The following is a 26959-nucleotide window of genomic DNA, read 5'->3' on the forward strand; positions in this document are numbered from 1 at the left end:
TCCCTGGCCCGGTGGCGTGCCTAAGAGGCCGCCATCACCGTGCGCAGGGCGGTAGCCAGACAGTCGGCGATCTGATCCACCTGCCCTGGCTGCACGATGAGCGGCGGCAGGAAGCGCAGCACGGCGCCATGGCGGCCGCCCACTTCGATGATCAGGCCACGCCTCAGGCATTCCTGTTGCAGGCGAGCCGCCAGGACACCGTCAGCCAGGGGATGCCCCTGACGGTCGGTCGGGCCATCGGGGCTTACCACTTCCACTCCCAGCATCAGTCCCTGACCGCGCACGTCGCCCAGCTGGGGATAGTCGCGCTGAAGAGCCCTTAGATGGCCAGCGAGCCGTTCCCCCATGGCCGCCGCATGCACTTCCAGCCGCTCTTCACGCACCAGCCGCAAGGTAGCGGTCCCGGCGGCCATGGCCAGCTGATTACCACGGAAGGTACCGGCATGAGCGCCGGGCGCCCAACGATCCAGTGACTCGTGGTAAACCACGACCGCCAGTGGCTGGCTGCCACCGATGGCCTTGGACAGTACCAGGACATCAGGCTCGATATCCGCATGCTCGAAGGCGAAACGCCGGCCGCTACGGGCGATGCCGGATTGAATCTCGTCCAGCACCAGGGGGACGCCAGCCTCCCGGGTGATCCGCCGGACCTCGCGCAACCAGGTGACGGACGCCGGGTTGACCCCGCCCTCCCCCTGGATCGGCTCGACGATCAATGCCGCGGGCGGCAGTACCCCACTCTCAGGGTCATTCAGCATGGTTTCCAGGTAGTTCAGCGCCGCCCGCTCGCCCAGTTCGCCGCCCAGGCCGAAGGGGCACCGATAGGCATGCGGAAAGGGCAAGAACTGCACGCCGCCGTTCATACCGTCCAGGTGGCGCTTGGGACCATGGCTGCCCATCAACCCCAGGGCGCCCTGGGTCATGCCATGGTAGGCCCCGTGACAGGCCAGCAGCTGACGGCGGCCGGTGGCGGTACGGACCAGTTTGATGGCGGCCTCCACCGCATCGGTACCGGCCGGGCCGCAGAACTGGATTCGGGCGCTGCGAGCGAAGCCCTGGGGCAACAGCGCATACAGCTCGCGGATGAAATCGTCCTTGGCCTCGGTCATCAGATCGAGGGTGTGCAAGGGGCGTTCACCATCCAGCAGGCCACGCATGGCGTCCAGCACCACCGGGTGGTTGTGGCCTAGGGCCAGGGTACCGGCGCCGGCCAGGCAGTCGATGAACCAGCGCCCTTCGCTGTCCTGCACATGGATGCCTTCGGCCCGACGCAACTCCAGGGGCAGCCGCCGGGGATAGCTACGCGCATTGGACTCCAGGGCAGCCTGACGCTCCAGCCGCGGGGTGCCGGTGAAGCGGTAGTCGGCATCGGCGGGAACGCGCTGCAGGCGATGATTAACGGACATGATCGTATTCCTCGAAGCCCGATGTGCGGGCGCTGTGGGCGGATGGAGAACTCAGGCGTTCGGCGACTTCGGCCAGCAGGCGCGGATCGCGGACGATGCCCAGGTGATCGGCATCGATCCAACGGGACTGCGCCAGCGGACGTCCCAGTCCCCGCTCCAGCAGGGCGTGGCCGTTATGGTTGTTTTCCGGTGAGCGACTGGCCCACCAGGCATGGACCGGGGCCCGCAGCGGCTTCAGCTGCGGATGCCGACGAGCCAGGCCGTGCAGATGCGCCTCGACGGCCAGCAATTGCGCCCAGGCGCCACCTTCCTCGTGCGCCCCCTCCCCGGCGACGGGGACGGACCGCCGAGCCAGTCCCGCCCCCGGCACATAGCCGTCGATCAGGCCAACGAAGGCCACCGTCTTGCCCAGGCGCTCGAGCAGACTCGCCATTTCCAGCACCAGGGCGCCACCCAGGGACCAGCCCAGCAGCCGATAGGCCCCGCTGGGCTGAGTGTCCAAGAGCACCCGGACATAGTCCCGCGCCAGCTGCGCCAGGTCGGTATCCCGCCAGTTGGGGTCGAGAATCTGGCGATTCTGCAATCCCCAGGCGTCCCAGGCGCCAGCCAGATGCTGCGCCAGGGGGTAATAGCCCACGACCGTTCCACTGACCGGATGCGGACAGAACAGCGGCGGCCGACCCGTTGCACCCGGCGTCAGGTGCACCCGGGGATCAGCGCCTTGGGTAGCGCCACCGGGCGCCGGCACCCTGGTGTCTGCCACGAGCGTGGCCAATGCCCTGACGAAGGCCGCGAGCAGGCGTTCCACCGTGGCCGCCGCGTAGCGCTCACCACTGTAGCGGCAGCTCAGCCCCAGCCGGCCGTCATAGACCTGCGCATTGATCTCCAACTCCCGCACCAGGGGGGTGGCGGGATCGACCAGCGCCCCGGAGGATTCCCGGGCCGGCACGAAACGCCCGTTACCCAAGGCGCCGTCGAGTTGCCCCAGGTAGTTGAAGGCCAGGGGCGGCTCTGGTTGGTCGACCAGTGCCGCGGCCTTGGCGAGATAACGCAACGCACCATAGTCGAGGCCGCGCGGGCCAGCGGTGGCGAGCTGGGCACGCAAGCCCTGCAGAGTGGCGCGCGGATCTTCGCCGCAGGCCAGGCATAGCGGATACAGGCTGGTGAACCAGCCCAGGGTGCGGCCCGGATCGAGATCGGCGAACAGGGCCTCTCGGCCGTGCCCCTCCAGGGCGATGACATGGCCGTCCCGACCGCTCCAGTCGCGTACGGCTTCCGCCAGCGCTGCCAGCAGCACCTCGTCGAGTCGAGCGCCCAGCGCGGTCGGCGCCTCACGCAGCAGCCAACGGGTCCGCTCGGGATCCAGCTGCACCTCCGCCGTATGGACCTTGCCCTGGGTGGCTTCGCCCGCGGGGTAGTCCACTGGCCAATCCGATCGGGGCACCAGAGCCTGCCAGTGCGCAAGTCCTGCCTGGGTCTGCGGCTGTATCGCCCAGTGTGCCAGGCGTTCGGCCCAGGCCTGGTAGGTCGGGGGCCGGGGCTCGTCAAGCAGCGACGCTTCGCGACCCAGGGCCGAATAGATGCGTCCCAGGTCGTCGAGCAGCAGCCGCCAGGAGACGCCGTCCATGATCAGGTGGTGAGCGCAGATGAAGAGACGCTGCCCCCCTTCCGGATAGTTCGCCAGGACCAGGCGCAGCAAGCCGCCGCGCTCCAACTCGAAACTCCGCTGGGTACGGGCACAGAGCGCCTCGAGTGCGACCGCATCGGCAACCTCAACCTCCTGCAGCAGGTGTTCGACGTGGATGTCGTCACGATATCCGGCCTGCCAGCCTGCAGCGGTCTGGCGGAAGGCCAGGCGCAGCACGTCATGCCGTTGCAGCAGCGTGGCGACGGTGGCGGTGAAGCGCGCCGACTCCAGGGGCTCGCGCACCTCCAACAGCAGCGCCTGGTTCCAGTGCGCCGGGTTGGGCAAAGGCTGCGCGAAAAAATGAGCCTGGATGGGCGTCAGGCGCTGGGCGCCTTGAGTTGGCTCCCAGCGGGGTTGCGCCGCGAGCGGTTCGAGGCAGAGGGCCAGTTCGGCGAGGCGCGGATGGCGGAAGACGTCCTTGGGCCCCAGTTGCCAGCCCTTGCGCTGCAGACGACTGATCAGAGCCAGGGACTGAATGGAGTCACCGCCCAACTCGAAGAAGCCGGACAGGCGCCCGATACGCTCGACACCCAGCAGCTCGCGCCAGAGTTCGGCCAGCAGTTCCTCTCGCGTCCCCTGAGGGGCTTCTTCGAGAAGGTGGCTGACCCGCTGCGGTGCAGGCAGCGCCTGGCGATCAAGTTTGCCGTTGGGCAACTGCGGCAGGCGCTCCAGCAACACCAGGTGCTGGGGCACCAAGTGGCCGGGCAGTTGCTGACGCAGCAGCTCCAGCAACGCCATCTCCTGCAAGGCGCCGCCGCCGACATAGCCCACCAGCCGGTCGCCGGCCGGGGTCTCGCGCACCATGACCAGCGCCTCGCGCACGCCTGGGCACGCCTTCAGTGCTGCCTCGATCTCGCCAGTCTCGATACGGAAGCCGCGCAGCTTGATCTGCTGGTCGGCGCGGCCGAGGTATTCCAGCAATCCCTCGGCATTGAGCCGCACCCGATCACCCGTGCGATAGAGCCGTTCGCCAGCGCGGAAGGGATTGGGCACGAAGCGTTGCGCCGTCTCGGCGGGACGCTCCAGGTAGCCACGAGCCAGGGCACCGCCCAGGTACAGCTCGCCTTCCACTCCGACCGGCAGCAGGTTGAGGTCCTGGTCCAGCACATAGCCCTGGCGCTCGCCTACCAGGTCGCCGATGGGGGCGTAGGCACTGGTGAAATCCGCGGTGGCCGCAGGGGCGCGCCACAGGGTCGGGGTGATGACGGTTTCGGTCGGCCCGTAGCCGTTGATGACCCAGTCGGGCTGGAGATGCTCCACCACCTCGCGCAGCAGGCCGCGGTCATAGGCCTCGCCTGCGAAGCAGTAGGTCTTCACCCCCGGGCCGCGGCCCTGCACCCGCCCCCAGTCGGCCAGCTGGCGCAGATAGCTCGGTGGGAAGGCGACGACGGTAATGCCCTGCTCTTCCAGCGCCTGCCAGGTCTCCTGCACGCTCCACAGCGCCTGGTCGCGGATCACGACACGGGCGCCCTGGCTCAGCGGCGTCAGCCAGCGCTCCTGGGCACCATCGAAGCTGATGGACAGGAAGTGCAGCTCACGGTCCCTGGCGGTGAGTTCGTAGCGTTGCGCGATGCCTTGGCAGTGAAGCGCCAAGGGCCCATGGGCCACGGCCACGCCCTTGGGCCGACCGGTCGACCCGGAGGTATAGATAACATAGGCCAGTTGCTCGGGATGCAGGACCACGTCTGGCGCGCTGTCGGGCAAATCCGTGAGATCCAGGCGGTCCAGAACAACTCGTTCGACGTCAGCGACCTGGGGCAACCGGTCGAGCAGTTCGTGCTGAGTCAGCACCAGCCTGGCGCCGCTGTCTTCCAGCATCAGCGCCAGGCGCTCGGCGGGATAGTCCGGATCCAGTGGCAGATAGGCACCACCGGCCTTGAGTACCGCCAACAGAGCGACGAACAGTTCGATGCCCCGCTCGCAGGCCACGCCCACGCGGGTTTCAGCGGAAACGCCCTGCCCGTGCAGCCAATGCGCCAGGCGATTGGAGCGTGCTTCCAGGGTGGCGAAGTCCAGCCGCAGCTGGCCGTGCACCAGGGCGATGGCCCGGGGCTGGCGGCGGGCCTGTTCGGCGATCAAGGCGGGCAGCAGCGGCCTATCCGCGCTGGCCTGCGCCGGCGAATTCCAGCGTTGCCAGGTGGCCAGGCCCTCGGCATCGAGCAGCGGCAGATCACCCAGGGGGGTGTCCGGCTGGCGAACCAGACCGTCGAGCAGGGTCAGCCAGGTGCGCAGGAAACGCTGGGCGGTCGCCCGTTCGAAGAGGTCGCTGGCGAAGTCCAGGTAGCCGGAAATACGGCCGTCGGCCTCGTCGAAGGTGCCCAGGGACAGGTCGAAATGCACCTGGTCGCCTGCACCGTCAAGGGCTTCGGCCTTGAGGCCGGGCAGCCGAGCCAGCGCCTGTTCGCCACGAGCCTGGTGATTGAAGGTCACTTGGAACAGGGGATTGTGGCTCAGGTGCCGCTCGGGCTGCAGCGCCTCGACCAGTTGCTCGAAGGGCAACTCCTGATGGCTCTGGGCGTCCAGCAGGCGGGCACGTACCTGGGCGGCCAGGGCACTGGCCGGCATCCGTCCGGCGAGTTCGCCGCGCAGGACCAGGGTGTTGACGAAGCAGCCGACCAGGGCCTCGGTCTCCGCCCGAACTCGACCCGCCACCGGCACGCCGATGCGCAGGTCGGTCTGGCCGCTGAGGCGGAACAGCAGGGTCTGCCAACTGGCCAGCAACAGCATGGCTGGAGTGACGGCCAGTGCCTGGGCGGTGCTGCGCAGGCGCTGGGATGTGGCAGCATCCAGGGTGAAGGTTTCGCGTCCTCCCAGCCCGTTGCGCTGAGCCGGGCGCGGACGGTCAGCCGGCAGCTCCAGCAGCGGATGCTCGGTACCAAGCTGCTCGCGCCACCAGGCCAGTTGGCGCTCACCCTCCCCGGCCGCCAGGCGCTCGCGCTGCCAGGCGGCGTAGTCGGCATAGTCCAGCGGCAGGGGTTGCGGCGACACGCTCTCGTCGCCCAGGGCTTGGCGATAGAAGCTGACCAGGTCTTCCAACAGCAACCGCATCGACCAGCCATCCGCCAGCAGGTGGTGCAGACATAGCAGGAGCAGATGTTCGTCCTGTGCCAGGCGTACCAGGGCCAGGCGCCAGGGCGGCGAGGCTTCCAGGTCGAAAGGCCGGGCCATGAAGGCGCGGCGATAGCTGTCAGCCGCTCCACGATCCAGCGTCACCACGTCGAGTTCAGGCGCGAAGCTGGCCAGGATGCGCTGCTCCGGGCCAGCTTCGCCATGACCGAAGGTGGTACGCAGGCTGGCATGACGCTGGGTGAGCTGCCGGAAGGCACAGCGCAGCGCCGCTTCATCGAGTCGACCCTGCAGGCGCAGCCCCCCTGGCAGGTGATAGGCCGCACTCTCCGGATCGAGCTGGGCAAGAAACCACAGGCGCTGCTGGGCAAAGGATTGCGGTGCTCGCGCGGGCGTACCAGGCCAGTCACGCCGCTGCAGCGGCGCATCGTCCGCCTGGATCCTGTCATCCAGACGCTCAGCGAACGCCGCCAGGGTGGCGGATTCGAACAGCAGCCGGACCGGTACCTCCCAGCGATGCTCGCGGCGCAGCCGGGCCACGACTTGCAGGGCGAGCAACGAATGCCCGCCGAGAGCGAAGAAGTCATCGTCACGCCCGACCCGCTCCACCTGCAACAACTCGGCCCAGAGCGTGGCCAGCTCGGTTTCGATCCCCGGCTCCGGCGTACGGTAGGCCTGCTGAATGACGTCCGGTTCCGGCAGTGCCTGGCGATCCAGCTTGCCGTTGGGCGTCAGCGGTAGCCGGTCGAGCGCCACCAGATGGCTGGGCACCATGAAGTCCGGCAGCCGGGCCAGCAGGGCCTGGCGCACCACCGCCTCGTCCAGATTCGGCGTCACCAGGTAGCCCACGAGTCGTGGACCGATGGCGCTCTGACGTAGCAGCACCACGGCTTCGCTGACGCCGGCCAGCTCGCGCAATGCGGCTTCGATCTCGCCGAGTTCCAGGCGCAGGCCGCGCAGCTTGACCTGGTGGTCCAGCCGCCCCAGGTAGTCCAGGGCGCCGTCGTCGCGCCAGCGCGCCAGATCGCCGCTGCGGTACAGCCGGCCACCCGGGGTGAAGGGATCGGGGACGAAGCGTTCAGCGGTCAGGCCCGGGCGGCCCAGGTAGCCGCGGGCCAGGCCGACGCCGCCGATGTACAGCTCGCCGGCCACGCCGATGGGTTGTGGATTGAGGCGCTCGTCGAGGATGTGGATCTGCAGGTTGGCGATGGGGCGCCCGATGGGTACTGCCAGGCGATCTGACTCTTGGCAGGTCCAATGGGTGACGTCGATGGCCGCTTCTGTAGGGCCATAGAGGTTGTAGAGCGCGACCCGAGGCAGGCGCTGGCGAACGGCCTGGGCCAGCTCCGCCGGTAGAGCCTCGCCGCTGCAGACGATGCGGGTCAGGCTCGCGCAGCCGAAGAGATCGTCCTGGGCCAGGAAGGCGGCCAGCATGGAGGGCACGAAGTGCAGCGTGGTGATGCCCTCGCGGGCGATCAGGGCGCTCAGCGCCGCCGGATCGCGATGCTCGCCCGGACGCGCCAGCACCAGCCGGGCACCGGCCTGCAGCGGCCAGAAGAATTCCCAGACCGAGACATCGAAGCTGAAGGGCGTCTTCTGCAGGACATGGTCGCGCGCATCCAACCCATAGGCGGCCTGCATCCACTGCAGACGGTTGTACAACGCCGCCTGGGTGTTGCCGGCACCCTTGGGTCGACCGGTGGAGCCCGAGGTGTAGATCAGATAGGCCAGTTGCTCGGGATGGACCTGGAGTTCGGGCGCGGTGGCCGGTTCGGCAGACAGGTCCAGCCGCTCCAGGTCCAGCACATCCAGCCCGATATCACTGGGCAGCACGGCCAAGGCCGGGCCATGGCTCAGTAACAGACTGGCCCCGCAATCCTCCAGCATGAAGGCCAGGCGTTCGGCCGGATAATCCGGGTCCAGCGGCACATAGGCCGCGCCGGCCTTGAGCGCTCCGTAGAGGGCGATCACCATCTCCACCGAGCGCTGCATGGCGACCCCGACCCGGCTTTCGCGCCCGATACCACGGCGGCGCAGGTGATGGGCCAGGCGATTGGCGGCCTGCTCCAGCTCCAGGTAGCTCAGTCGGCGCTCGTCCAGGCACAGGGCCTCGCGCGCGGGATGCCTGGCGACCTGTTCGAGGAAGCCACCCAGCACCCCGGCGGGCGGCAGCGGTGCATAGGTTTCCGCAGTGGCATTCCAGCCGGCCAGCCGCGCGGGTTCGTCGGGCAACAGTAGCGGCGCCTCGGCCAGCGGCTGTTGCGGGGCATCGAGCAGGCTCTGCAGCAGCACCAGGAAGCGTGCATGCAACCGCTCGATGCGCGCCGGTTCGAAGAGGTCGAGGGCGAAGGTCCAGCTACCGCCGAGCTGGCCGTCCGGGTCTTCCCAAGTGGCCAGGGCCAGGTCGAACTGGGCCTGGGTGGTCGGCGTTTCAAGGATGACCGCCTGCAGGCCCGGCAAGCCGGCCAGGGCGCGGTGATCGCGCACCTGATGGTCATAGCTGACCTGGAACAGCGGATGCTGGCTGAGGCTCCGCTCCGGGTGCAGGTGCTCAACCAGGTGCTCGAAGGGCAGGTCCTGGTGGGCCTGGGCTTCGAGCAGGGTTTCTCGGACCTGCTGCACCAGGTGCGCGAAATCCACTGGGGTAGCGAGGTCCAGGCGCAGTACCTGGGTGTTGACGAAGCAGCCGATGAGGTCATGCACCTCGGCACGCGTCCGCCCCGCCACCGGTACACCTATGCGCAGGTCACGCTGACCGCTGAGACGACCCAGGAGCGCTCCATAGACCGACAGCAGCAGCATGAAGGGCGTGACACCCTGGGCACGAGCGGCCTGGCGCAGCGCCTCGGCCTGTTGAGCGCAAAGCCGGAAATCCAGGCGTTGCCCGGCACCGCTGCGCCGCGCAGGACGTGGCCGGTCAGCCGGCAGGTCCAGGGTAGGCGCCTCGCTGCCCAGCTGCGCGCGCCAATACGCCAGTTGCCGTTCTCCTTTTCCCGCGCTCAGTTGTTCGCGCTGCCAGCGCGCATAGTCGGGGTACTGCACCGGTAGCCCCGGCAGGTCAGGTACCGCGCCGCTGAGCGCGGCCCGATAGAGTTCGGCAAAGTCACGCAGCAGCACGCCAACCGACCAGCCGTCCGAGATGGCATGGTGCAGGCACAGCAGCAGACGGTGCCGCCGTTCCTCCAGGCTTACCAGGGCCAGCCGCCAGGGCGGACTGCTGGCGAGCGCGAAGGGACGAGCGATAAAGGCCTGCAACAGGCGAGTGAAGGCCGCTTCCTGATTGGTACCTGTGTCGAGTACCAAGCGCTCCACTGCCACGGGTGCCGGTGGCAAGATGCGCTGGCGGGGTGGATCACCCGGCAGCAACAGGCTGCGCAGACTGGCATGCCGCGCCGCCAGGGCGGTAAAGGCCGCCCCCAGGGCCTGCTCATCCAGGGCGCCCTGTAACTCCACGACACCCGGCAGGTGATAGGCCGCACTCTCGGGCTCGAACTGCGCCAGGAACCACAGCCGTTGCTGGGCATAGGATTGCGGCGCCTCGTCCCGCGCCAGGGCCTGGAGTTCCGGCTCCGGGTGTTCGGGCGCCAGGGCGGCGATCCGCTCGGCCTGTTCGGCCAGCTGCGGCGCTTCGAACACCAGGCGCAGCGGCACCTCCCGGCCTTCCTCCTGGCGTAGACGGGAGATGAGCTGCGTCGCCAGCAGGGAATGGCCCCCTAGGGCGAAGAAGTTGTCCTGGCGACCGACCCGCTCGATTTGAAGCAGGGCTTGCCACAACTCGGCCAGGCGCTGCTCCAGGGCCGTGGCCGGTGCTTCATAGTTGTTGTCCGCCGTGACTTCCGGCGCGGGCAGCGCCCGGCGATCCAGCTTGCCGTTGGGCAACTGCGGCAGGCGTTCCAGCAACACCAGGTGCTGGGGCACCAAGTGGCCGGGCAGTTGCTGACGCAGCAGCTCCAGCAACGCCATCTCCTGCAAGGCGCCGCCACCGACATAGCCCACCAGCCGGTCGCCGGCCGGGGTCTCGCGCACCATGACCAGCGCCTCGCGCACGCCTGGGCACGCCTTCAGTGCTGCCTCGATCTCGCCAGTCTCGATACGGAAGCCGCGCAGCTTGATCTGCTGGTCGGCGCGGCCGAGGTATTCCAGCAATCCCTCGGCATTGAGCCGCACCCGATCACCCGTGCGATAGAGCCGTTCGCCAGCGCGGAAGGGATTGGGCACGAAGCGTTGCGCCGTCTCGGCGGGACGCTCCAGGTAGCCACGAGCCAGGGCACCGCCCAGGTACAGCTCGCCTTCCACTCCGACCGGCAGCAGGTTGAGGTCCTGGTCCAGCACATAGCCCTGGCGCTCGCCTACCAGGTCGCCGATGGGGGCGTAGGCGCTGGTGAAATCCGCGGTGGCTGCAGGGGCGCGCCACAGGGTCGGGGTGATGACGGTTTCGGTCGGCCCGTAGCCGTTGATGACCCAGTCGGGCTGGAGATGCTCCACCACCTCGCGCAGCAGGCCGCGGTCATAGGCCTCGCCTGCGAAGCAGTAGGTCTTCACCCCCGGGCCGCGGCCCCGCACCCGCCCCCAGTCGGCCAGCTGGCGCAGATAGCTCGGTGGGAAGGCGACGACGGTAATGCCCTGCTCTTCCAGCGCCTGCCAGGTCTCCTGCACGCTCCACAGCGCCTGGTCGCGGATCACGACACGGGCGCCCTGGCTCAGCGGCGTCAGCCAGCGCTCCTGGGCACCATCGAAGCTGATGGACAGGAAGTGCAGCTCACGGTCCCTGGCGGTGAGTTCGTAGCGTTGCGCGATGCCTTGGCAGTGAAGCGCCAAGGGCCCATGGGCCACGGCCACGCCCTTGGGCCGACCGGTCGACCCGGAGGTATAGATAACATAGGCCAGTTGCTCGGGATGCAGGACCACGTCTGGCGCGCTGTCGGGCAAATCCGTGAGATCCAGGCGGTCCAGAACAACTCGTTCGACGTCAGCGACCGGGGGCAACCGGTCGAGCAGTTCGTGCTGAGTCAGCACCAGCCTGGCGCCGCTGTCTTCCAGCATCAGCGCCAGGCGCTCGGCGGGATAGTCCGGATCCAGTGGCAGATAGGCACCACCAGCCTTGAGTACCGCCAACAGAGCGACGAACAGTTCGATGCCCCGTTCGCAGGCCACGCCCACGCGGGTTTCAGCGGAAACGCCCTGCCCGTGCAGCCAATGCGCCAGGCGATTGGAGCGTGCTTCCAGGGTGGCGAAGTCCAGCCGCAGCTGGCCGTGCACCAGGGCGATGGCCCGGGGCTGGCGGCGGGCCTGTTCGGCGATCAAGGCGGGCAGCAGCGGCCTATCCGCGCTGGCCTGCGCTGGCGGATTCCAGCGTTGCCAAGTGGCCAGGCCCTCGGCATCGAGCAGCGGCAGATCACCCAGGGGAGTGTCCGGCTGGCGAACCAAGCCATCGAGCAATTGCCCCAGGTGCGCGGCCATCCGCTGCACCTGAGCGGGCGTGAAACAGGCACGTAGATAATGCAGGTGCAGTTCCAGTCGGTCCCCAGCCATGACGGCGATACTCAGCGGATAGTGAGTTCGTTCGCTGACCGTGACCGCACCGATGGTCGGCGCCGCCGACGTGGCACCGCGCAGGGCTGCGTCCACCGGATAGTTTTCGAAGACCAATAGCGTATCGAACAGCGCCTGGCCCGGATGCCCCGCCAGGCGCTGCACCTCGAAGAGCGGTGTGTGTTCGTGTTCGCGCAAGGCCAGGTTGTGAGCCTGCAAGGCGGGCAGCCATTGGGCCGCGGTAAGCTCCGGTCCGGGCGCCTGGACCACCGGCAGGGTATTGATGAACAACCCCAGCAGGCGATCGCTACCGGCGACGTCGGCCGGTCGACCGGCGACGGTGGCGCCAAAGGCTATCCGGCGCTGGCCGGTATAGCGCTGCAGCAGCAGGGTCCAGGCTGCCTGCACCAAGGTATTGAGGGTGACCCGCAGCCGCCGCGCGGCGGCGTCGAGGGCGAGACGATCGAGCACCAGATGCTGCTCGCCACTGCGCGTGTCGTCGTTCGTCGCCGGACGTCCAAGGCTATCGACCAGTCGGGTCGGCGAGGCGAAATCAGCCAGTTGCGCCTGCCAGAAGACGCTGCTATGCGCAGCATCGCGGCTGGACAGCCAGTCTAGGTAGTCGCGGTACCGCCCAGGCGCTGGCAGTGCCGCGCCGCGGGTCACCTGGAGGATTTCCGCGAGCAGCGCGGCGCTGCTCCAGCCATCGAGCAGGATATGGTGCAACGTCCAGGTCAGCTGCCAGCGCTTATCGGTGAGCCGGATGAGCAGCAGGCGCATCAGCGGCGGCTTGGTCAGGTCGAAGGGACGCTCACGCTCCTCCCGCTGTGATTCGGCGAGGGCAGCGGGGGCAACCGACTGATCGCGCCAGTCCTGCTCACGGACGGCGAGCTCAACCTGACGCCAGATGGCCTGTACCGCCCGTCCCTCTCCGGCCAGGCGCAGGAAGGCTGCCCGCAGCCCGGCGTGCCGGCGAAGGGACTGTTGCCAGGCGTCGAGGAACGCCGCTCGCGGAAGGTCGTCGAGCTCGACGCTGACCTGGTTGACATAGAGGTCTCCAACGCCGCCCAGTTCGGTATGGAACAACAGGCCTTGCTGCATGGGCGTGAGAGGTTGCAGGTCCTCTATTTCGGCCAGCGGCAGCGCATCGAGTTGCGCCTGGGTCAACGTCAGGCGCGGAAAGTCAGCAGGCGTCGCACCACTGGCTTGGCGGCACAGCGTCAGGACATCATCGAGCGCCGTGGCGAAGGCGTCCAACAGCGCCTGGATACGCGCCGGAGCGTGGCGTTGGCCACTGTAGGTGCAGGTGAAATGCAGCTCGCCACCTTGTACAGCGCCTTCCAGCGCCAGCTCGGCCTCAAGGGGCGTACGAGGATCACGCGCGCGCCCGGTGGCCTCGTCCGCGAGGCGGAAGCCGCCCAGCTCGGTGTCGAGTTGACCCAGGTAGTTGAACAGCAGGGAGCCGGTGGTTTCCGGTAATGCCTGCTCCCCGCGAGCCAGTAGCAGGCCGTAACCGAGCCCGCCGCGCGGAATACGGCGCAGGCTTTCCTTGACCGTCTTGAGGCTGCTGGCCAGGTCCGCCTGATCGCTCAGCCGGACCGGATAGAGGCTGGTGAACCAGCCCAGGGTGCGGCTCAGGTCGAGACCGGGAAACAGGTCTTCGCGGCCATGGCCTTCCAGGAGCAGCCGCGCCTCGGCCTCCCCGCCCCAGGCATGGAGCGCTCGGACCAGGGCGGTGAGCAGCAGGTCGTTGACCTGGGTGCGAAAGGCCGCCGGCGCCTGGGTCAGCAGTTCGCGGGTGCGCGCGGCATCCAGCCGCAGGCTCAGGTGCTGGGCATCGGCTTCGCAGGCGCGGCCGGCTGGATGGTCGCACGGCAAGGCGGGCGCCTGCGGCAACTGTTGCCAGTAGGCACGCTCGCTGTCCAGTTCCAGGCCTTGCAGCGCCTGGACCCAGCTGGCGTAGGGAAGCACGGGGGGTAGCCCGAGGTCGGGGTCGGCATAGAGCCGGTCCAGATCGTCCAGCAGGATGCGCCAGGACACCCCATCCACCGCCAGGTGATGGATCACCAGCAGCAGACGCTGACCACCCTCGGCGAGGTCGGCGAGCACGGCGCGCAGCAGGGGGCCCGCGTCCAGGCTCAGACTGGCCTGGGCCTCGTCGGCCAGGGCTGGCAGCTCGGCGCGGGTCACGGACGAATGCCAAAGCAGGTCGGCGTTTTCGCGGGCGCGATAGCGCTGCTGCCAACGGCCTTCGGATCGGGTGAAGCTCAGGCGCAGGGCGCCGTGGGTGGCCACCAGTCGCCCCAGGGCTCGGCGCAGCTGTTCAGGCTCCAATCGCGTCTGCGGCTCCAGTAGCAGGGACTGGTTCCAGTGTTCAGGACGCGGCAGTTCCCGAGCGAAAAAGGCATGTTGAATGGGCGCCAGGGCAAAGGGTTCGGTCGGCTCCGCGGCGATCTCGGCGGGCGCCTCCAGGCGTTGCACCACAGGGGCCAGCTCGGCGAGGGTCTGACGTTCGAACAGATGCCGCGGACTGAAGACCAAGCCTAGGCGACGAGCCCGGGCGATGATCTGCAGGCTGAGGATGGAATCGCCTCCCAGGGCGAAAAAATTGTCGTCGCGACCGACCCGCTCCACCTGCAACAACTCGGCCCAGAGCGTGGCCAGCTCGGTTTCGATCCCCGGCTCCGGCGCACGGTAGGCCTGCTGAATGACGTCCGGTTCCGGCAGCGCCTGACGATCCAGTTTGCCGTTGGGCGTCAGCGGTAGCCGGTCGAGCGCCACCAGATGGCTGGGCACCATGAAGTCCGGCAGCCGGGCCAGCAGGGCCTGGCGCACCACCGCCTCGTCCAGATTCGGCGTCACCAGGTAGCCCACGAGTCGTGGACCGATGGCGCTCTGACGTAGCAGCACCACGGCCTCGCTGACGCCGGCCAGCTCGCGCAGTGCGGCTTCGATCTCGCCAAGTTCCAAGCGCAGGCCGCGCAGCTTGACCTGGTGGTCCAGCCGGCCCAGGTAGTCCAGCGCGCCGTCGTCGCGCCAACGTGCCAGATCGCCGCTGCGGTACAGCCGGCCACCCGGGGTGAAGGGATCGGGGACGAAGCGTTCAGCGGTCAGGCCCGGGCGGCCAAGGTAGCCGCGGGCCAGGCCGACGCCGCCGATGTACAGCTCGCCGGCCACGCCGATGGGTTGCGGATTGAGGCGCTCGTCGAGGATGTGGATCTGCAGGTTGGCGATGGGGCGCCCGATGGGTACCGCCAGGCTATCTGACTCTTGGCAGGTCCAATGGGTAACGTCGATGGCCGCCTCGGTGGGGCCATAGAGGTTGTAGAGCGCGACCTGGGGCAGGCGCTGGCGAACGGCCTGGGCCAGCTCCGCCGGCAGGGCCTCGCCGCTGCAGACGATGCGGGTCAGGCTCGCGCAGCCGAAGAGATCGTTCTGGGCCAGGAAGGCGGCCAGCATGGAGGGCACGAAGTGCAGCGTGGTGATGCCCTCGCGGGCGATCAGGGCGCTCAGCGCCGCCGGATCGCGATGCTCGCCCGGGCGGGCCAGCACCAGCCGGGCACCGGCCTGCAGCGGCCAGAAGAATTCCCAGACCGAGACATCGAAGCTGAAGGGCGTCTTCTGCAGGACATGGTCGCGCGCATCCAACCCATAGGCGGCCTGCATCCACTGCAGGCGGTTGTACAACGCCGCCTGGGTGTTGCCAGCACCCTTGGGTCGGCCGGTGGAACCCGAGGTGTAGATCAGATAGGCCAGTTGCTCGGGATGGACCTGGAGTTCGGGCGCGGTGGCCGGTTCGGCGGACAGGTCCAGCCGCTCCAGGTCCAGCACATCCAACGCAAGATCACTGGGCAGCAGGGCCAAGGCCGGGCCATGGCTCAGTAACAGACTGGCCCCGCAATCCTCCAGCATGAAGGCCAGGCGTTCGGCCGGATAATCCGGGTCCAGCGGCACATAGGCCGCGCCGGCCTTGAGCACTCCGTAGAGGGCGATCACCATCTCCACCGAGCGCAGCATGGCGACCCCGACCCGGCTTTCGCGCCCGATACCACGGCGGCGCAGGTGATGGGCCAGGCGATTGGCGGCCTGGTCCAGCTCCAGGTAGCTCAGGCGGCGCTCGTCCAGGCACAGGGCCTCGCGCGCGGGATGCCTGGCGACCTGTTCGAGGAAGCCACCCAGCACCCCGGCGGGCGGCAGCGGTGCATAGGTTTCCGCAGTGGCATTCCAGCCGGCCAGCCGCGCGGGTTCGTCGGGCAACAGTAGCGGCGCCTCGGCCAGCGGCTGGTGCGGGGCATCGAGCAAGCCCTGCAAGAGCACCAGGAAGCGTGCGTGCAACTGCTCGATGCGCGCCGGTTCGAAGAGGTCGCTGGAGTAATTCCAGTTGCCACCGAGGCTGCCGTCAGCCAGTTCCCAGGTATGCAGCGCCAGGTCGAACTGGGCGCTGCCGCTGTCCAGCGGCAGCAGCTCGGCGCGCAGATCAGGCCCCAATTGCAGGGCGTCGAGCTGACGCGGCTGGTGGTTGTAGAGCACCTGGAACAGGGGGTGATGGCTGAGGGTACGCGCTGGGGCCAGGGCATCGACCAGTTGCTCGAACGGCAGGTCTTGATGGGCCTGGGCCTCGCGCACCCGCTCCCGCGTCTGGGTCAACAGCGTCAGGAAATCCGCCTCGGCTCCCAACTCCAGACGCAGAACCTGGGTATTGACGAAACAGCCGATGACACCCTCGACCTCACTGCGCTGGCGGCCGGCAATGGGCACGCCAATGCGCAGGTCGCGCTGGCCGGACAATCGGCTCAGCAGGGTTGCATAGGCCGTCAGCAGCACCGTGAACAGCGTGGTGCGCTGGGCGCGCGCCAAGGCCCCGAGCCGGTGGGCCTGGGGCGCCGGAAGTTGGAAGGCCAACCGCCCTCCCCGGTGGCTGGGCGCCACCGGCCGCGGCCGATCACCGGGCAGTTCCAGCACGGGGTGCTCGGTACCCAGGCGCTCACGCCAGAACGCCAGCTGGCGTTCGCCCTCTCCGGCCTCGAGGCAGGCACGCTGCCAGCGCGCGTGGTCAGCGTAGCTGACATCCAGTACCGGAAGCGCTGCCTGGCGTCCTTCCAGGGCAGCGCGATAGAGGATGGCGAAATCATCCAACAGCACCTGGATCGACCAGCCATCGGCGATGGCATGGTGCAGGCAAAGCAGCAGATGGGCCGGCCCCCCGTCCACGCCCTGCGCCAGGGCGAGGCGCCACAGCGGGCCCCGCTCCAGATCGAAGGGGCGATTGGCGAAGGTGCGGGCCACGGCGGGCAAGGCCTCCGCAGCGATCTCGCCCAGGGCTTCCAACGGTACCTTGGAGGCCTCGCTCACCCGTTGCAAGGGCGTACGGGCTGGCCCGTCCTCCAGTGTGGTGCGCAGGCTGGGATGACGCGCCATCAGGGACGCGAATGCCTCACGCAGGGTAGTCTCGTCCAGCCGACCCTGCAGGCGCAGCGCCCCGGGCAGATGGTAAGCCGCATTGCCCGGCTGCAAACGCTCGAGAAACCAGAGCCGTTGCTGGGCATAGGAGGTCTCGGCGCATTCGCCAGCCGCGCCGCCGGGAATCGGCAGCGCGCCGGCATCCAGGCCCTGGTCGCGCAGTTTGGCGAGAAAGGTTCGGCGCTGGGTCGGTGGCAGCGCAAGGAAACGGTTGGCCAGGGCCAGGGCTTTGTCATGCAACATCAGGGGGTTTCCTCCAACTCGTCCAGTAGCGCGTTCAGCGCCTCGAGGCGATCATCGTCCAGCGTCTGCTCACGCAAGGTGTCTATGAGTTCGGCCTGGGCCGTTAGCGTCGTGGCGGTAAAGGCGGCAGCCAGTGGCACGCGCACGCCGAGCCGTTCGTGAACACGCGAGAGCAAGCGCGTGGCGAGCAGGGAGTGGCCACCCAAGGCGAAGAAGTCGGCTTCCCGGCCCACCTCCGGGACCTGCAGCAACTCCTGCCACAACTCGGCCAACTGTCGTTCGGTAGCGCCTTGGGGCGGTTGCTGGGACTCGGCGGGCAGCTCGGGTACGGGCAGAGCTCGGCGGTCGAGCTTGCCATTGGCATTGCGCGGCAGGCGCTCCAGCCACAGCGCCTGGGTCGGCACCATGAACAGCGGCAGCCGCTGCGTCAGGCACGCACGCAGTGCATCAAGATCAGGGCGTTCACTACCCTGGGGCTCCAGATAGGCCACCAGCTGAATGCCCTGGGGGGTGGGCTGAGCGGCAACCGCGGCGTCGCGGATACCGGGCTGGGTACGCAACAGGGTCTCGATTTCGCCCGGCTCCAGCCGCTGACCGCGCACCTTGATCTGGAAGTCGGTCCGGCCGACGTACTCCAGTTCACCTCGCGCACTCCAGCGCACCAGATCGCCGCTGCGGTAGAGCCGCTCACCGGCGGTGAAGGGACTGGGCACGAAGCGCTCGGCAGTCAGCCCCGGGCGGCCCAGGTAGCCGCGGCCGACCCCCGTGCCGCCGATGTACAGCTCGCCTGTCCCACCCTGGGGTACCAGGCGCAGGCGCTCGTCGAGCACGAACAAGCGGGTATTGTCGGTCGGCGTGCCGATGGGGATGTCACGCTGAGGCACCCGAAGTCGCTGCAAGGCGACGTCGTCGGCGCATTCGGCCGGGCCATAGGCGTTGACCAAGGGAATCTGGGGATAGCGTTGCAGCCAGCGCCCCGCCAGATCAGGCGCCAGCGCCTCGCCGGTGGGCAGCAGCCAGCGCAATGCCGGTAACGGTTGGTGCGGCAGGTCCAGCAACGCGGCGATCACTGCCGGCACGCACTCCAGCACGCTCACCCCGCCCCGCGTCACCCGCGCCAGCAGCTGTGCAGGATCCTGTACCTCCGCCTCGGCCACGATCTCCACCTGGCCGCCGAACAGCGGCGCGGTGAGGAATTGCCAGACCGAGACATCGAAGCCGGTCGCGGCGGTTTGGGCGATGACGTCCTCCTCTCCCAGCTGGAGATAGGGCAGCTTGCTCAGCTGATTGTTGAGCATGCCCTGCTGGGTGACCATGACGCCCTTGGGTTCGCCGGTGGAACCCGAGGTGAAGATGACATAGGCCAGCTGGTCGGGACGGGCGCGCACGCCAGGGCCACCCACGGGGTGCCGCGCCAGCAGTTCTTCGAGAATCAGCAGTCTGGGCCGGCGTTCGCACAGCGCCAGGACGGCCTCGGCGGTTGCCCGCTCCGCTCGGGGTACCACGAGCACCGGTGTGGCGCTGCTGTCCAGCAGCTGGGCACTGCGCGCCTGGGGATGACGCTCGTCCAGCGCGAGGTAGGCGGCGCCTGCCTTGAAGACACCCACCATGAGGGTCAGAAGCGCCACTCCTCGCGGCGCACAGAGCGCCACGATCTGGTCCGGCCCTATCCCCTCGGCCGCCAGGGCCCTGCCCAGGCGGCCGGCCCGCTCGTCCAGCTCGCCATAGGACAGGGTCTCCTCCCCACAGCGCGCCACGAGGCGTTGCAGATGATGGGCGGCGCGCGCTTCGAATCGTTCGATCCACGACAGCTGATACCAGTGCGGCTGCACCGCGCCCCGCCCCCAGGCCAGTAGCTGTTCGTACTCACTGGCGGCCAGGGGATCCAGTTCGTCCAGCGGACGTTCCGGCGCCTCGATCAAGGCACCCAGCAGCCGCTCGAACTGGCCCAGCAGAGTGCGCATGTCCGCGGCGGCGAACAGCCCGGTGTCGAAGGTGAGCTGCAGGCGTAATTCGCGGCCTGGCAACAGCACGACCGTCAGGGGGTAGTTGGTATGGGTGCGATTGGCGAGCGGGGTGATGCCGAACTCGGCAACGGCCTCCTCCACCGCGCCCCCCAGTGGCACGTTTTCGAACACGAACAGGGACTCGAACAGCGGTTCGCCGGGCGGTATCGCGGCCAGACGCTGCAGCTCGGCCAGCGGGAGATGCTCATGCTGGCGCAGTTCGACATTGCGCGTCTGCAGGCGGCGCAGCAGCTCCAGTGCGGTCACCTCGGCGGTCGGCCGGGCCACGCGCAGTGGCAGGGTATTGATGAACAGGCCGAGGGCTTCTTCGATCCCATCCAGCTCCGGCGGACGGCCGGCGACGGTCACGCCGAAGACCACCTCGTCGCAGCCGGCGTGGCGCATCAACACCAGCGCCCAGGCCGCCTGGACAAAGGTGTTGGCGGTCAACTGGTGACGTCGCGCCTGGGTGGCCAGGGCGTGAGTCGCCTCGGCAGACAGCGCCACCGCCTCGTCGCGCATCTCACCCGACGCGGTACCGGGCCGTCGATAGGGAAGCGGCGTGGCGGCCGTCACCCCAGCCAGCTCGGCCTGCCACCAGGCGCGACCCGCGGCGGCATCCTGGGCCTGGAGCCAGGCGAGAAAGTCGGCATAGGGTCGGGCGGGTGGCAGGGTCAGTGCGGTTCCAGCCAACGCAGCGCGATAGCGGGCGAAGAATTCCCCCAGCATCAGGCCGCGACACCAGGCGTCGATCAGCACATGGTGATGCGTCTGCACCAGCTGATGGTCATTCGGCCCAAAGGTCACCAGGCGCAAACGCAGCAGTGGCGGCCGCGCGAAGTCGAAGCCTTCGCGGCGCTCTTCGGCAAGCAGCGCCTCCAGCGCGGCCAGGCCCTCCTCCCGTGGCCGATCGCTGAAGTCCAGGAAACTGACCGGCGACGGCACCTGTCGGTGCACCACCTGCCGCCATTCACCATCCTGCTCTTGAAAGCCGGTGCGCAGCGCCGGATGGCGTGCCACCACCGCGTCCCAGGCCAGACGGAAGGCCTCGGCCGCCAGGGGTTGGCGCAGCGCGTAGCGATCCTGCATCAGGTAGATGCCGCTGCCCGGCTCCAGCAGGCTGTGCATCAGGATGCCTTCCTGCATGGGCGCCAGGGGTAGCACGGCTTCCAGAGCGGGCTCCGGGACGTTGCCGGTTTCGGTGGCGAGCAGCGCCTCCAGAGCCGTCGTGAAACCCTCATGCAGACGCGCGATGGCGCTGGCCTCGAAGCGCGCCGTGCTGTAGCGCCAGTCCAGCCGCAGCTGGCCGTCGTATACCCGGGCATCCAGTACCAGGGCGCTGGTCAGGGGGCCATCGGGGTCGCGACTGCTGCGTAGCTCCAGCTGGCGCAGCGGAAAACCGGCAACCGTCGGCCGCTCGAAGCGCCCAAGGTAGTTGAAGGTCAGGCCTTCCCGGATATCCGCCAGGCAGGTATCGGCCAGGTAGCGCAACAGTCCGTAACCCAGGCCACGCTCAGGCACCTCGGCGAGGGTCCGGCGCACCCGCGCCAGCGTGCCGGTCGGGGTCGCCTCCGCCCCCAGCACCAAGGGATAGAGACAGGTGAACCAGCCCAGGGTACGACTCAGGTCCAGTTGCCCATGGAGATCCTCGCGGCCGTGCCCTTCCAGGGCGATACGGGTCGCCGCGCGCCCCGTCCAGTGCCGCAGGGCGTCGGCCAAGGCTGCCAGCAACACGGCTTCGGTGCCGGATACCGCGAGGAGCCGGTCGGTGAGGTCCACCGAGAGTCGCTGCGCCAGGGTGCCGCTATCCCGTACCCGGCAGGTGCCCTGCGGATGGCTGCAGGGCAAGGTCTCGGGTACCGCCGTGACCGCTTCCCAGTAAGCGCGCTGGCGTTGCAGTCCAGCATCGGCGGCGCGCTGCGCCATCTGGTGAGCCCAGGCGCTCCAGTCGCTGCTCGCCTCGCCCAAGCCGGGGGGCGTACCGCCTGCCAATTGCTGATAGGCCAACGCCAACTCGTCCAGCAGGATGCGCCAGGAGACGCCGTCCACGGCCAGATGGTGGATGACCAGCAGCAGCCGGGGATGCCGCTCCGGCCCCTCGGCCAGCACCGCGCGCAGCAGCGGTCCACGGGCGAGGTCCAGGCTACGTTCCGCCTCCTCGAACAGAGGTGCCAACTCGGTTTCAGTGGCTACCTGGCAGGTCCAGAGCAGCCGCTGCGCGTCTTCCACGGGTCGCACCCGCTGACGCCAGCCGCCCTGCTCGGTTGGTTCGAAGGCCAGGCGCAGACTGCTGTGGCGAGCGACCAGCGCCGCCAACGCCTGGCGCAACACCTCGGCTTCGAGTGGGGCGGCCAGTTCCATGACCACGGACTGGTTCCAGTGCGCACGCTGGCGGACCGGCTCGCTGAAGAACCGCGCCTGGATGGGGGTCAAGGGCAGATCGCCCATCGGATCTTTTATCGCGGGGGGTGTTACCGGGGCGCCTGCGGGCGCCGCCACCTCGGCCAGGGCCGCGATGGTCTGATGCTCGAACAGCTGCTTGGGCGTGAGCTTGAGCCCCTGGCGACGGGCCCGGGCGATGATCTGCAGACTGAGGATGGAGTCGCCGCCCAGGGCGAAGAAGTTGTCATGCCGCCCGACGCGGTCCACCTTGAGTGCGTCGCTCCAGAGCGTCGCCAGCGCGGCCTCGACCTCTCCCTGGGGTTCGGCAAAGGCGGCCTGACGTGCTTCGGGCTGCGGCAACCGCGCGCGGTCGAGCTTGCCATTGGCGGTGAGTGGGAAGGCCGCGAGCACCAGGACCTGGGCAGGCACCAGCGCCTCGGGCAGCTGCCGGGCGAGGATTTCCCGCAGGCGTTCGCCCTTGGTATCGCCCGTCACATAGGCCACCAGTTGCCCTCGGCCATCCAGCTGGACGTGGGCCGCGGTGATGCCCGGTTGTGCCAGCAGGGCCGCGACGATCTCGCCAGGCGCCACACGATAGCCCCGCACCTTGAGCTGGTCATCGCTACGGCCCAGGAATTCCAGGCGGCCATCCGCCGCCAGGCGTACCCGGTCACCGGTGCGGTAGAGCCGTTCACCGGGCGCCCAGGGATCTGGCAGGAAAACCGCCGCGGTATCGCCGGGCCGCCCCTGATAGCCCCGCGCCAACCCCGGCCCGCCCAGGTACAGCTCGCCGGCCGCGCCGGCGGGTAGCGCGTTGAGATCGGCGTCCAGCACCCGAGCGCGCAGATTGGGCAGCGGCGTGCCCAGAGCGATGCCGGTAGCCGGATCATCAAGGGCTGCGGTCAGGGCGCCCACGGTGCTTTCCGTGGGCCCATAGTGATTGAACAGCCGGCAGCCCGGCTTGAGTTGACGGACCTGAGCAGCAAGCTGTGCCGGCAAGGCCTCTCCGCCCAGCACCAGGGCGGCGTGCGGCAGGAGCCGCGCCGGCTCGGCGGCTTGCAGCAAGGCGGCCAGCTGGGTAGGGACGATCTTGAGCACCGCCACCGGGTGGTTGGCGAAATACCCGGCGCAGCGATCGGCATCCCGCACCACCTCGTCATCCACCAGGTGCAGGGTGCCGCCTGTGGCCAGGGCGCCGAACAACACCGTGTGACCGAGATCGGCGGCCACCGTCGAGACCAGGGCGAAGCTGGCCTGCGGTGGCAGTGCCAGGCGCTGCAGCACGCCCTGCACGTAGTTGGCGATGGCGCCATGGGAGACCACTACCCCCTTCGGTCGGCCCGTGGTCCCGGAGGTGTAGATCAGGTAGGCCGCCTGGGCAGGCTGGACGACGACGTCCAGCGCATCCGCCGGCAGCCGTCGCCAGTCCGCGGCGGCATCCAGGGCGAGCGAGGGAGGGCCTTCGGGCTGGGGCGCGCCGAGCAGCAGCCGAGCACCACTGTCGGCCACGACCTGGGCCTGGCGCGCCTCGGGCCATTTGGGATCAAGAAAGACACAGGCCCCGCCAGCCTTGAGAATGCCCAGCAGACCCACGACGAAACTGGCCTGCCGCGGCTGACAGAGGGCGACCCGCACCTCGGCGCCCACCCCCTGGGCACGCAACGCCCGGGCCAGGCGATTGCTGTCGGCATCCAGTTGCGCATGACTCAGGCTGGCATCGGCCGCCATCACCGCGGCCCCTGGTCCGGCCTGGCGCAGGCCCGCACGCCATAGCGCCAGCAGATCCGCCGCTGGAAAGGCCTGGCGCTCACCTTCAAGCCCCACGGCCTCGGCGGCCAGGCGATAGCGCGCCAGCGGTTGCTCGGCATCGGCTACCACCTGTTGGGCCAGTTGGGCGAAGTCGGCTGCCAGCGCGGCGATGCGCGAGGCGTCGAAGAGATCGCAGGCGTAGGTAAAGACCGCTTCGATACCGGAGGGGACGTCGGTGATGTCCAGCCCCAGGTCGAAGTGCGCCGCGCCATCGTCGAGCTGCCGCGCCGACAGGGTCACACCACCCAGATCCAGGCCCTGGGGCAGCGGAAACTGCTGCGTGAACTTGACCTGGCACAGTGGATTCCAACCCAGGTGGCGTTCCGGCGCCAGGGCCTCCACCAGCAGATCGAAGGGCAGGTCCTGGTGCGCCTGGGCTTCCAGGGCGCGCGTCCTGACCTGGGCCAGCAGTGCCTTGAACGACTGGGTACCGTCGAGTTGGCAGCGCAGCACCTGGGTGTTGACAAAGAAGCCGATCAACCGCTCGGTTTCTCGCCGCGTGCGCCCGGCCACGGGTACGCCCACGCATAGGTCATGGCTGCCGCTATGACGCTGCAACAGCAGCTGAAACAGCGCCAGGCCGACCATGAACAGGGTTGCCCCCTGGCGCTGGGCCAGCTCGCGCAGGCCTTGGCTGGCCGTCTCGCTCAGGCTGAAGGCAAAGCGCGCACCGCGCCCGCTTTGCCGAGGTGGGCGGGGTCGGTCACAGGCCAAATCCAGCCGTGCCGGGGCATCGGCCAGTTGCGCACGCCAATACGCCAGTTGCCGCTCGCGCGCGGCACCGGTCAGTTGGTGGCGCTGCCAGCGGGCGAAGTCGGCATAGGTGATGGAGAGGGGCGCAAGCGCAGGTGCCTGGCCCTCCTCCGTCTGGTACAGGACGGCAAAGTCTTCCAACAGGACTTGGATCGACCAGCCGTCGGCAATGATGTGGTGCAGCACCAGCACCAGTCGATGATCGTCGGCCCCATGCCGGACCAGCGCCATGCGCCACAAGGGGCCTTCCCGCAGATCCAGCGGGCGACGCACCAGGCTACGGACCAGTTCGGCCTGGGTTGCGTCGCGATCCAGCGCCCGGCTCAGGTCATGATGCTCGACCGCGCCCTGGGCCAGCGCCTCGATGCGTTGCTCGGGAACCTCACCGTCGCCCGCGTCGAAGCGGGTACGCAGCGCGGCGTGACGCTGCACCAGCGTCTCCAGCGCCCGCTCCAGCCGCGCCACGTCCAGGGTGCCGGCAAGGTGGATTTCCCCGGCCAGATGATAGGTAGCCTTGCCTGGTTCCAACTGATCGAGAAACCACAGCCGTTGTTGGGCAAAGGACTGGGGCGCTCGCTCATCGCCTTGGGCGAGCGGTCCTTCCGGCTGGGCCTCGCGCGGCAGCGCGGCCACCTGCGCCGAAAAGGCCGCCAGCGTCGGATGCGCGAACAGCAGTGCGGGATCGACCGCCACACCCAGCGTGTCACGCAAACGGGCCTGCACCTGGACCACGGCCACCGAATCGCCACCCTGGGCGAAGAAGTGGACGTCCGCGGCCAGCTCGGCGCGGTTGAGTACCTCAGCCCAGGCCGTCCTCACCGCCGGCAGCACGGTTTGGGCCGCAGGCTCGGGTTGCTGCCGGGCCAGGCGGCCATCACGCCACTCGGCGAAGCTATCCAGGGTGCCGGCCAGCCAGCCCGCCCGGCAGGCTGAGCGTTGCAGCTTGCCGCTGGTGGTCCTGGGCAGTGTGCCCGGTTCGAGCAGGGCGATGGCGCTGGGAGCGACCTGGAAGGCCTGGGTCAGGGCTTCCACCAGGGCTGTGCAAATGCGTTCGGTCGGTACCAGCCGGCGCACGTTGCGACTGATCTCCAGCGCCAGCCCTATCCCCTCGCGCCCCGCCTCGCCCTCCAGCGCGAAAGCCGCCACCCGGCCCCGCCGCAGGTAATCGGCCACCTGCTCTTCCAGCAGCAGCTCCACGTCCTGCGGATAGAGATTCTGGCCGTTGAGGATGATGAGATCCTTCAGCCGCCCGGCGATATAGAGCCCTTGCTCGGCCGCGATGCCCAGGTCCCCGGTACGCAGCCAACGCCTGCCGTCGCGCTCCACGAACGCCGCGGCCGTGGCGGACGGATTGTTCCAGTAACCCTGGGCCAGGCTGGGCCCGGCGACCCAAACTTCCCCGGCACGGTTCTCGCCCAGCGGTTCCAGCGTCTGCGGGTCGACGATGCTCAGCGCGTGCTCCGCATCGCACCAGCCACAACCGGCCAGGCGACCCTGCTGCAGCGCGGCCTCCGCACCTGCGGCGCCAAGGGCCTCACCCGCGAAGCGACGGATGCGGAAATCATCCACGGGCTCATGGGCGCAGACATAGAGGGTCGCCTCGGCCAGGCCATAGGCTGGGGTCAGCGCCTGACGGCGGAAGCCCGCGGCGGCGAAGCGCTCGCAGAAGGCATCCAGGGTATCCACGCGGATGGGCTCGGAGCCGGAAAAGGCCATGCTCCAGCGACTCAGGTCGAGTTCCGCCAGGGCGCTATCGCTGACCCGCTCCACGCACAGGCGGTAGGCGAAGTCCGGCCCGCCGCTGATGGTGCCGCCGTATTGGCTGATGGCCTGCAGCCAGCGCGCCGGCCGGGTAAGAAAGTGGTTGGGCGACATCAGCGTCAGGGTGCCGCCGTGAAAGATCGGTAGCAGCAGCCCAAGCATCAGGCCCATGTCATGGTAGAGCGGCAGCCAGCTCACCCAGCCTTCGTCACGCCCGGTGAGAAACCCCCGCTGCATGGCCTTTTCGTTGGCGATCAGATTGGCGTGACTGACCATCACCCCCTTGGGCGCGGACGTCGAACCCGAGGTGTACTGCAGAAAGGCAAGCGCCGCGGGATCCACGATCTGGGGGCGATAAGCCAGCGCCCAGGTGGCATCGATGTCTTCGACCGCCAGGCACAGGGCACCTTCGGGCAGCGCCTGGCGCAGCGTCTCGGCGTGGGCGGCGAGGCAGGCTCGTTCGCCGAGCACTACCCGTGGCTTGGCATCGTCGAGCATGCCGCGCAGTCGCTCGATGTGCATCTGGCGATTGTTTTCCGGCGGGAAGGCCGGCACGGCGATGACGCCGGCATAGAGGCAGGCGAAGAACGCCGCCGCGTAGTCCGGTCCACTGGGCAGCAGCAGCACACAGCGCTCGCCGCGCGCCTCCCCCAGGCGTTCCTGCAGGCAGCCGGCGAGGCTCAGCGCCCGGTTGCGCAGCTGGGCATAGGACAGCAGCTGGGGCGTCTCGTCATTGGTCAGGTGGCGCAGCAATAGCTGGTCCGGCTGGCGCTCGGCGTAGAAATCAAGGACGTCGACGAAATGCTCGGCTTGATCCGCTCTGGAGGTCATGGCTTCACCTGCGAAAAAGAAAG

3 protein-coding genes are annotated in these 26959 nt (G+C 68.7%); all 3 read right to left on the bottom strand.

From position 1 onward, the window contains the following. Nucleotides 1-20: 20 nt before the first annotated feature. From PJ259_RS06650 to PJ259_RS06660, 3 genes are read right to left on the bottom strand one after another with little or no spacing between them, the layout of a single operon-like run. On the bottom strand, nt 21-1406 hold the full coding sequence (locus PJ259_RS06650) for a diaminobutyrate--2-oxoglutarate transaminase (RefSeq protein ID WP_271655215.1): 1386 nt from the start codon (nt 1404-1406) through the stop codon (nt 21-23). After that, on the bottom strand, nt 1396-17394 hold the full coding sequence (locus tag PJ259_RS06655) for a non-ribosomal peptide synthase/polyketide synthase (protein WP_271655216.1): 15999 nt from the start codon (nt 17392-17394) through the stop codon (nt 1396-1398). Before PJ259_RS06655 ends, PJ259_RS06650 begins: the two co-directional genes overlap by 11 nt. Continuing rightward, nucleotides 17394-26936, bottom strand: coding sequence for a non-ribosomal peptide synthetase (locus PJ259_RS06660; RefSeq protein ID WP_271655217.1), 9543 nt, complete (start codon nt 26934-26936; stop codon nt 17394-17396). The genes PJ259_RS06655 and PJ259_RS06660 overlap by 1 nt, the downstream gene beginning before the upstream one ends. Nucleotides 26937-26959 lie beyond the last annotated feature (23 nt).

The organism is Pseudomonas sp. JBR1 (genome assembly GCF_028198185.1).
Classification (GTDB): Bacteria; Pseudomonadota; Gammaproteobacteria; order Pseudomonadales; family Pseudomonadaceae; genus Chryseomonas; species Chryseomonas oryzihabitans_E.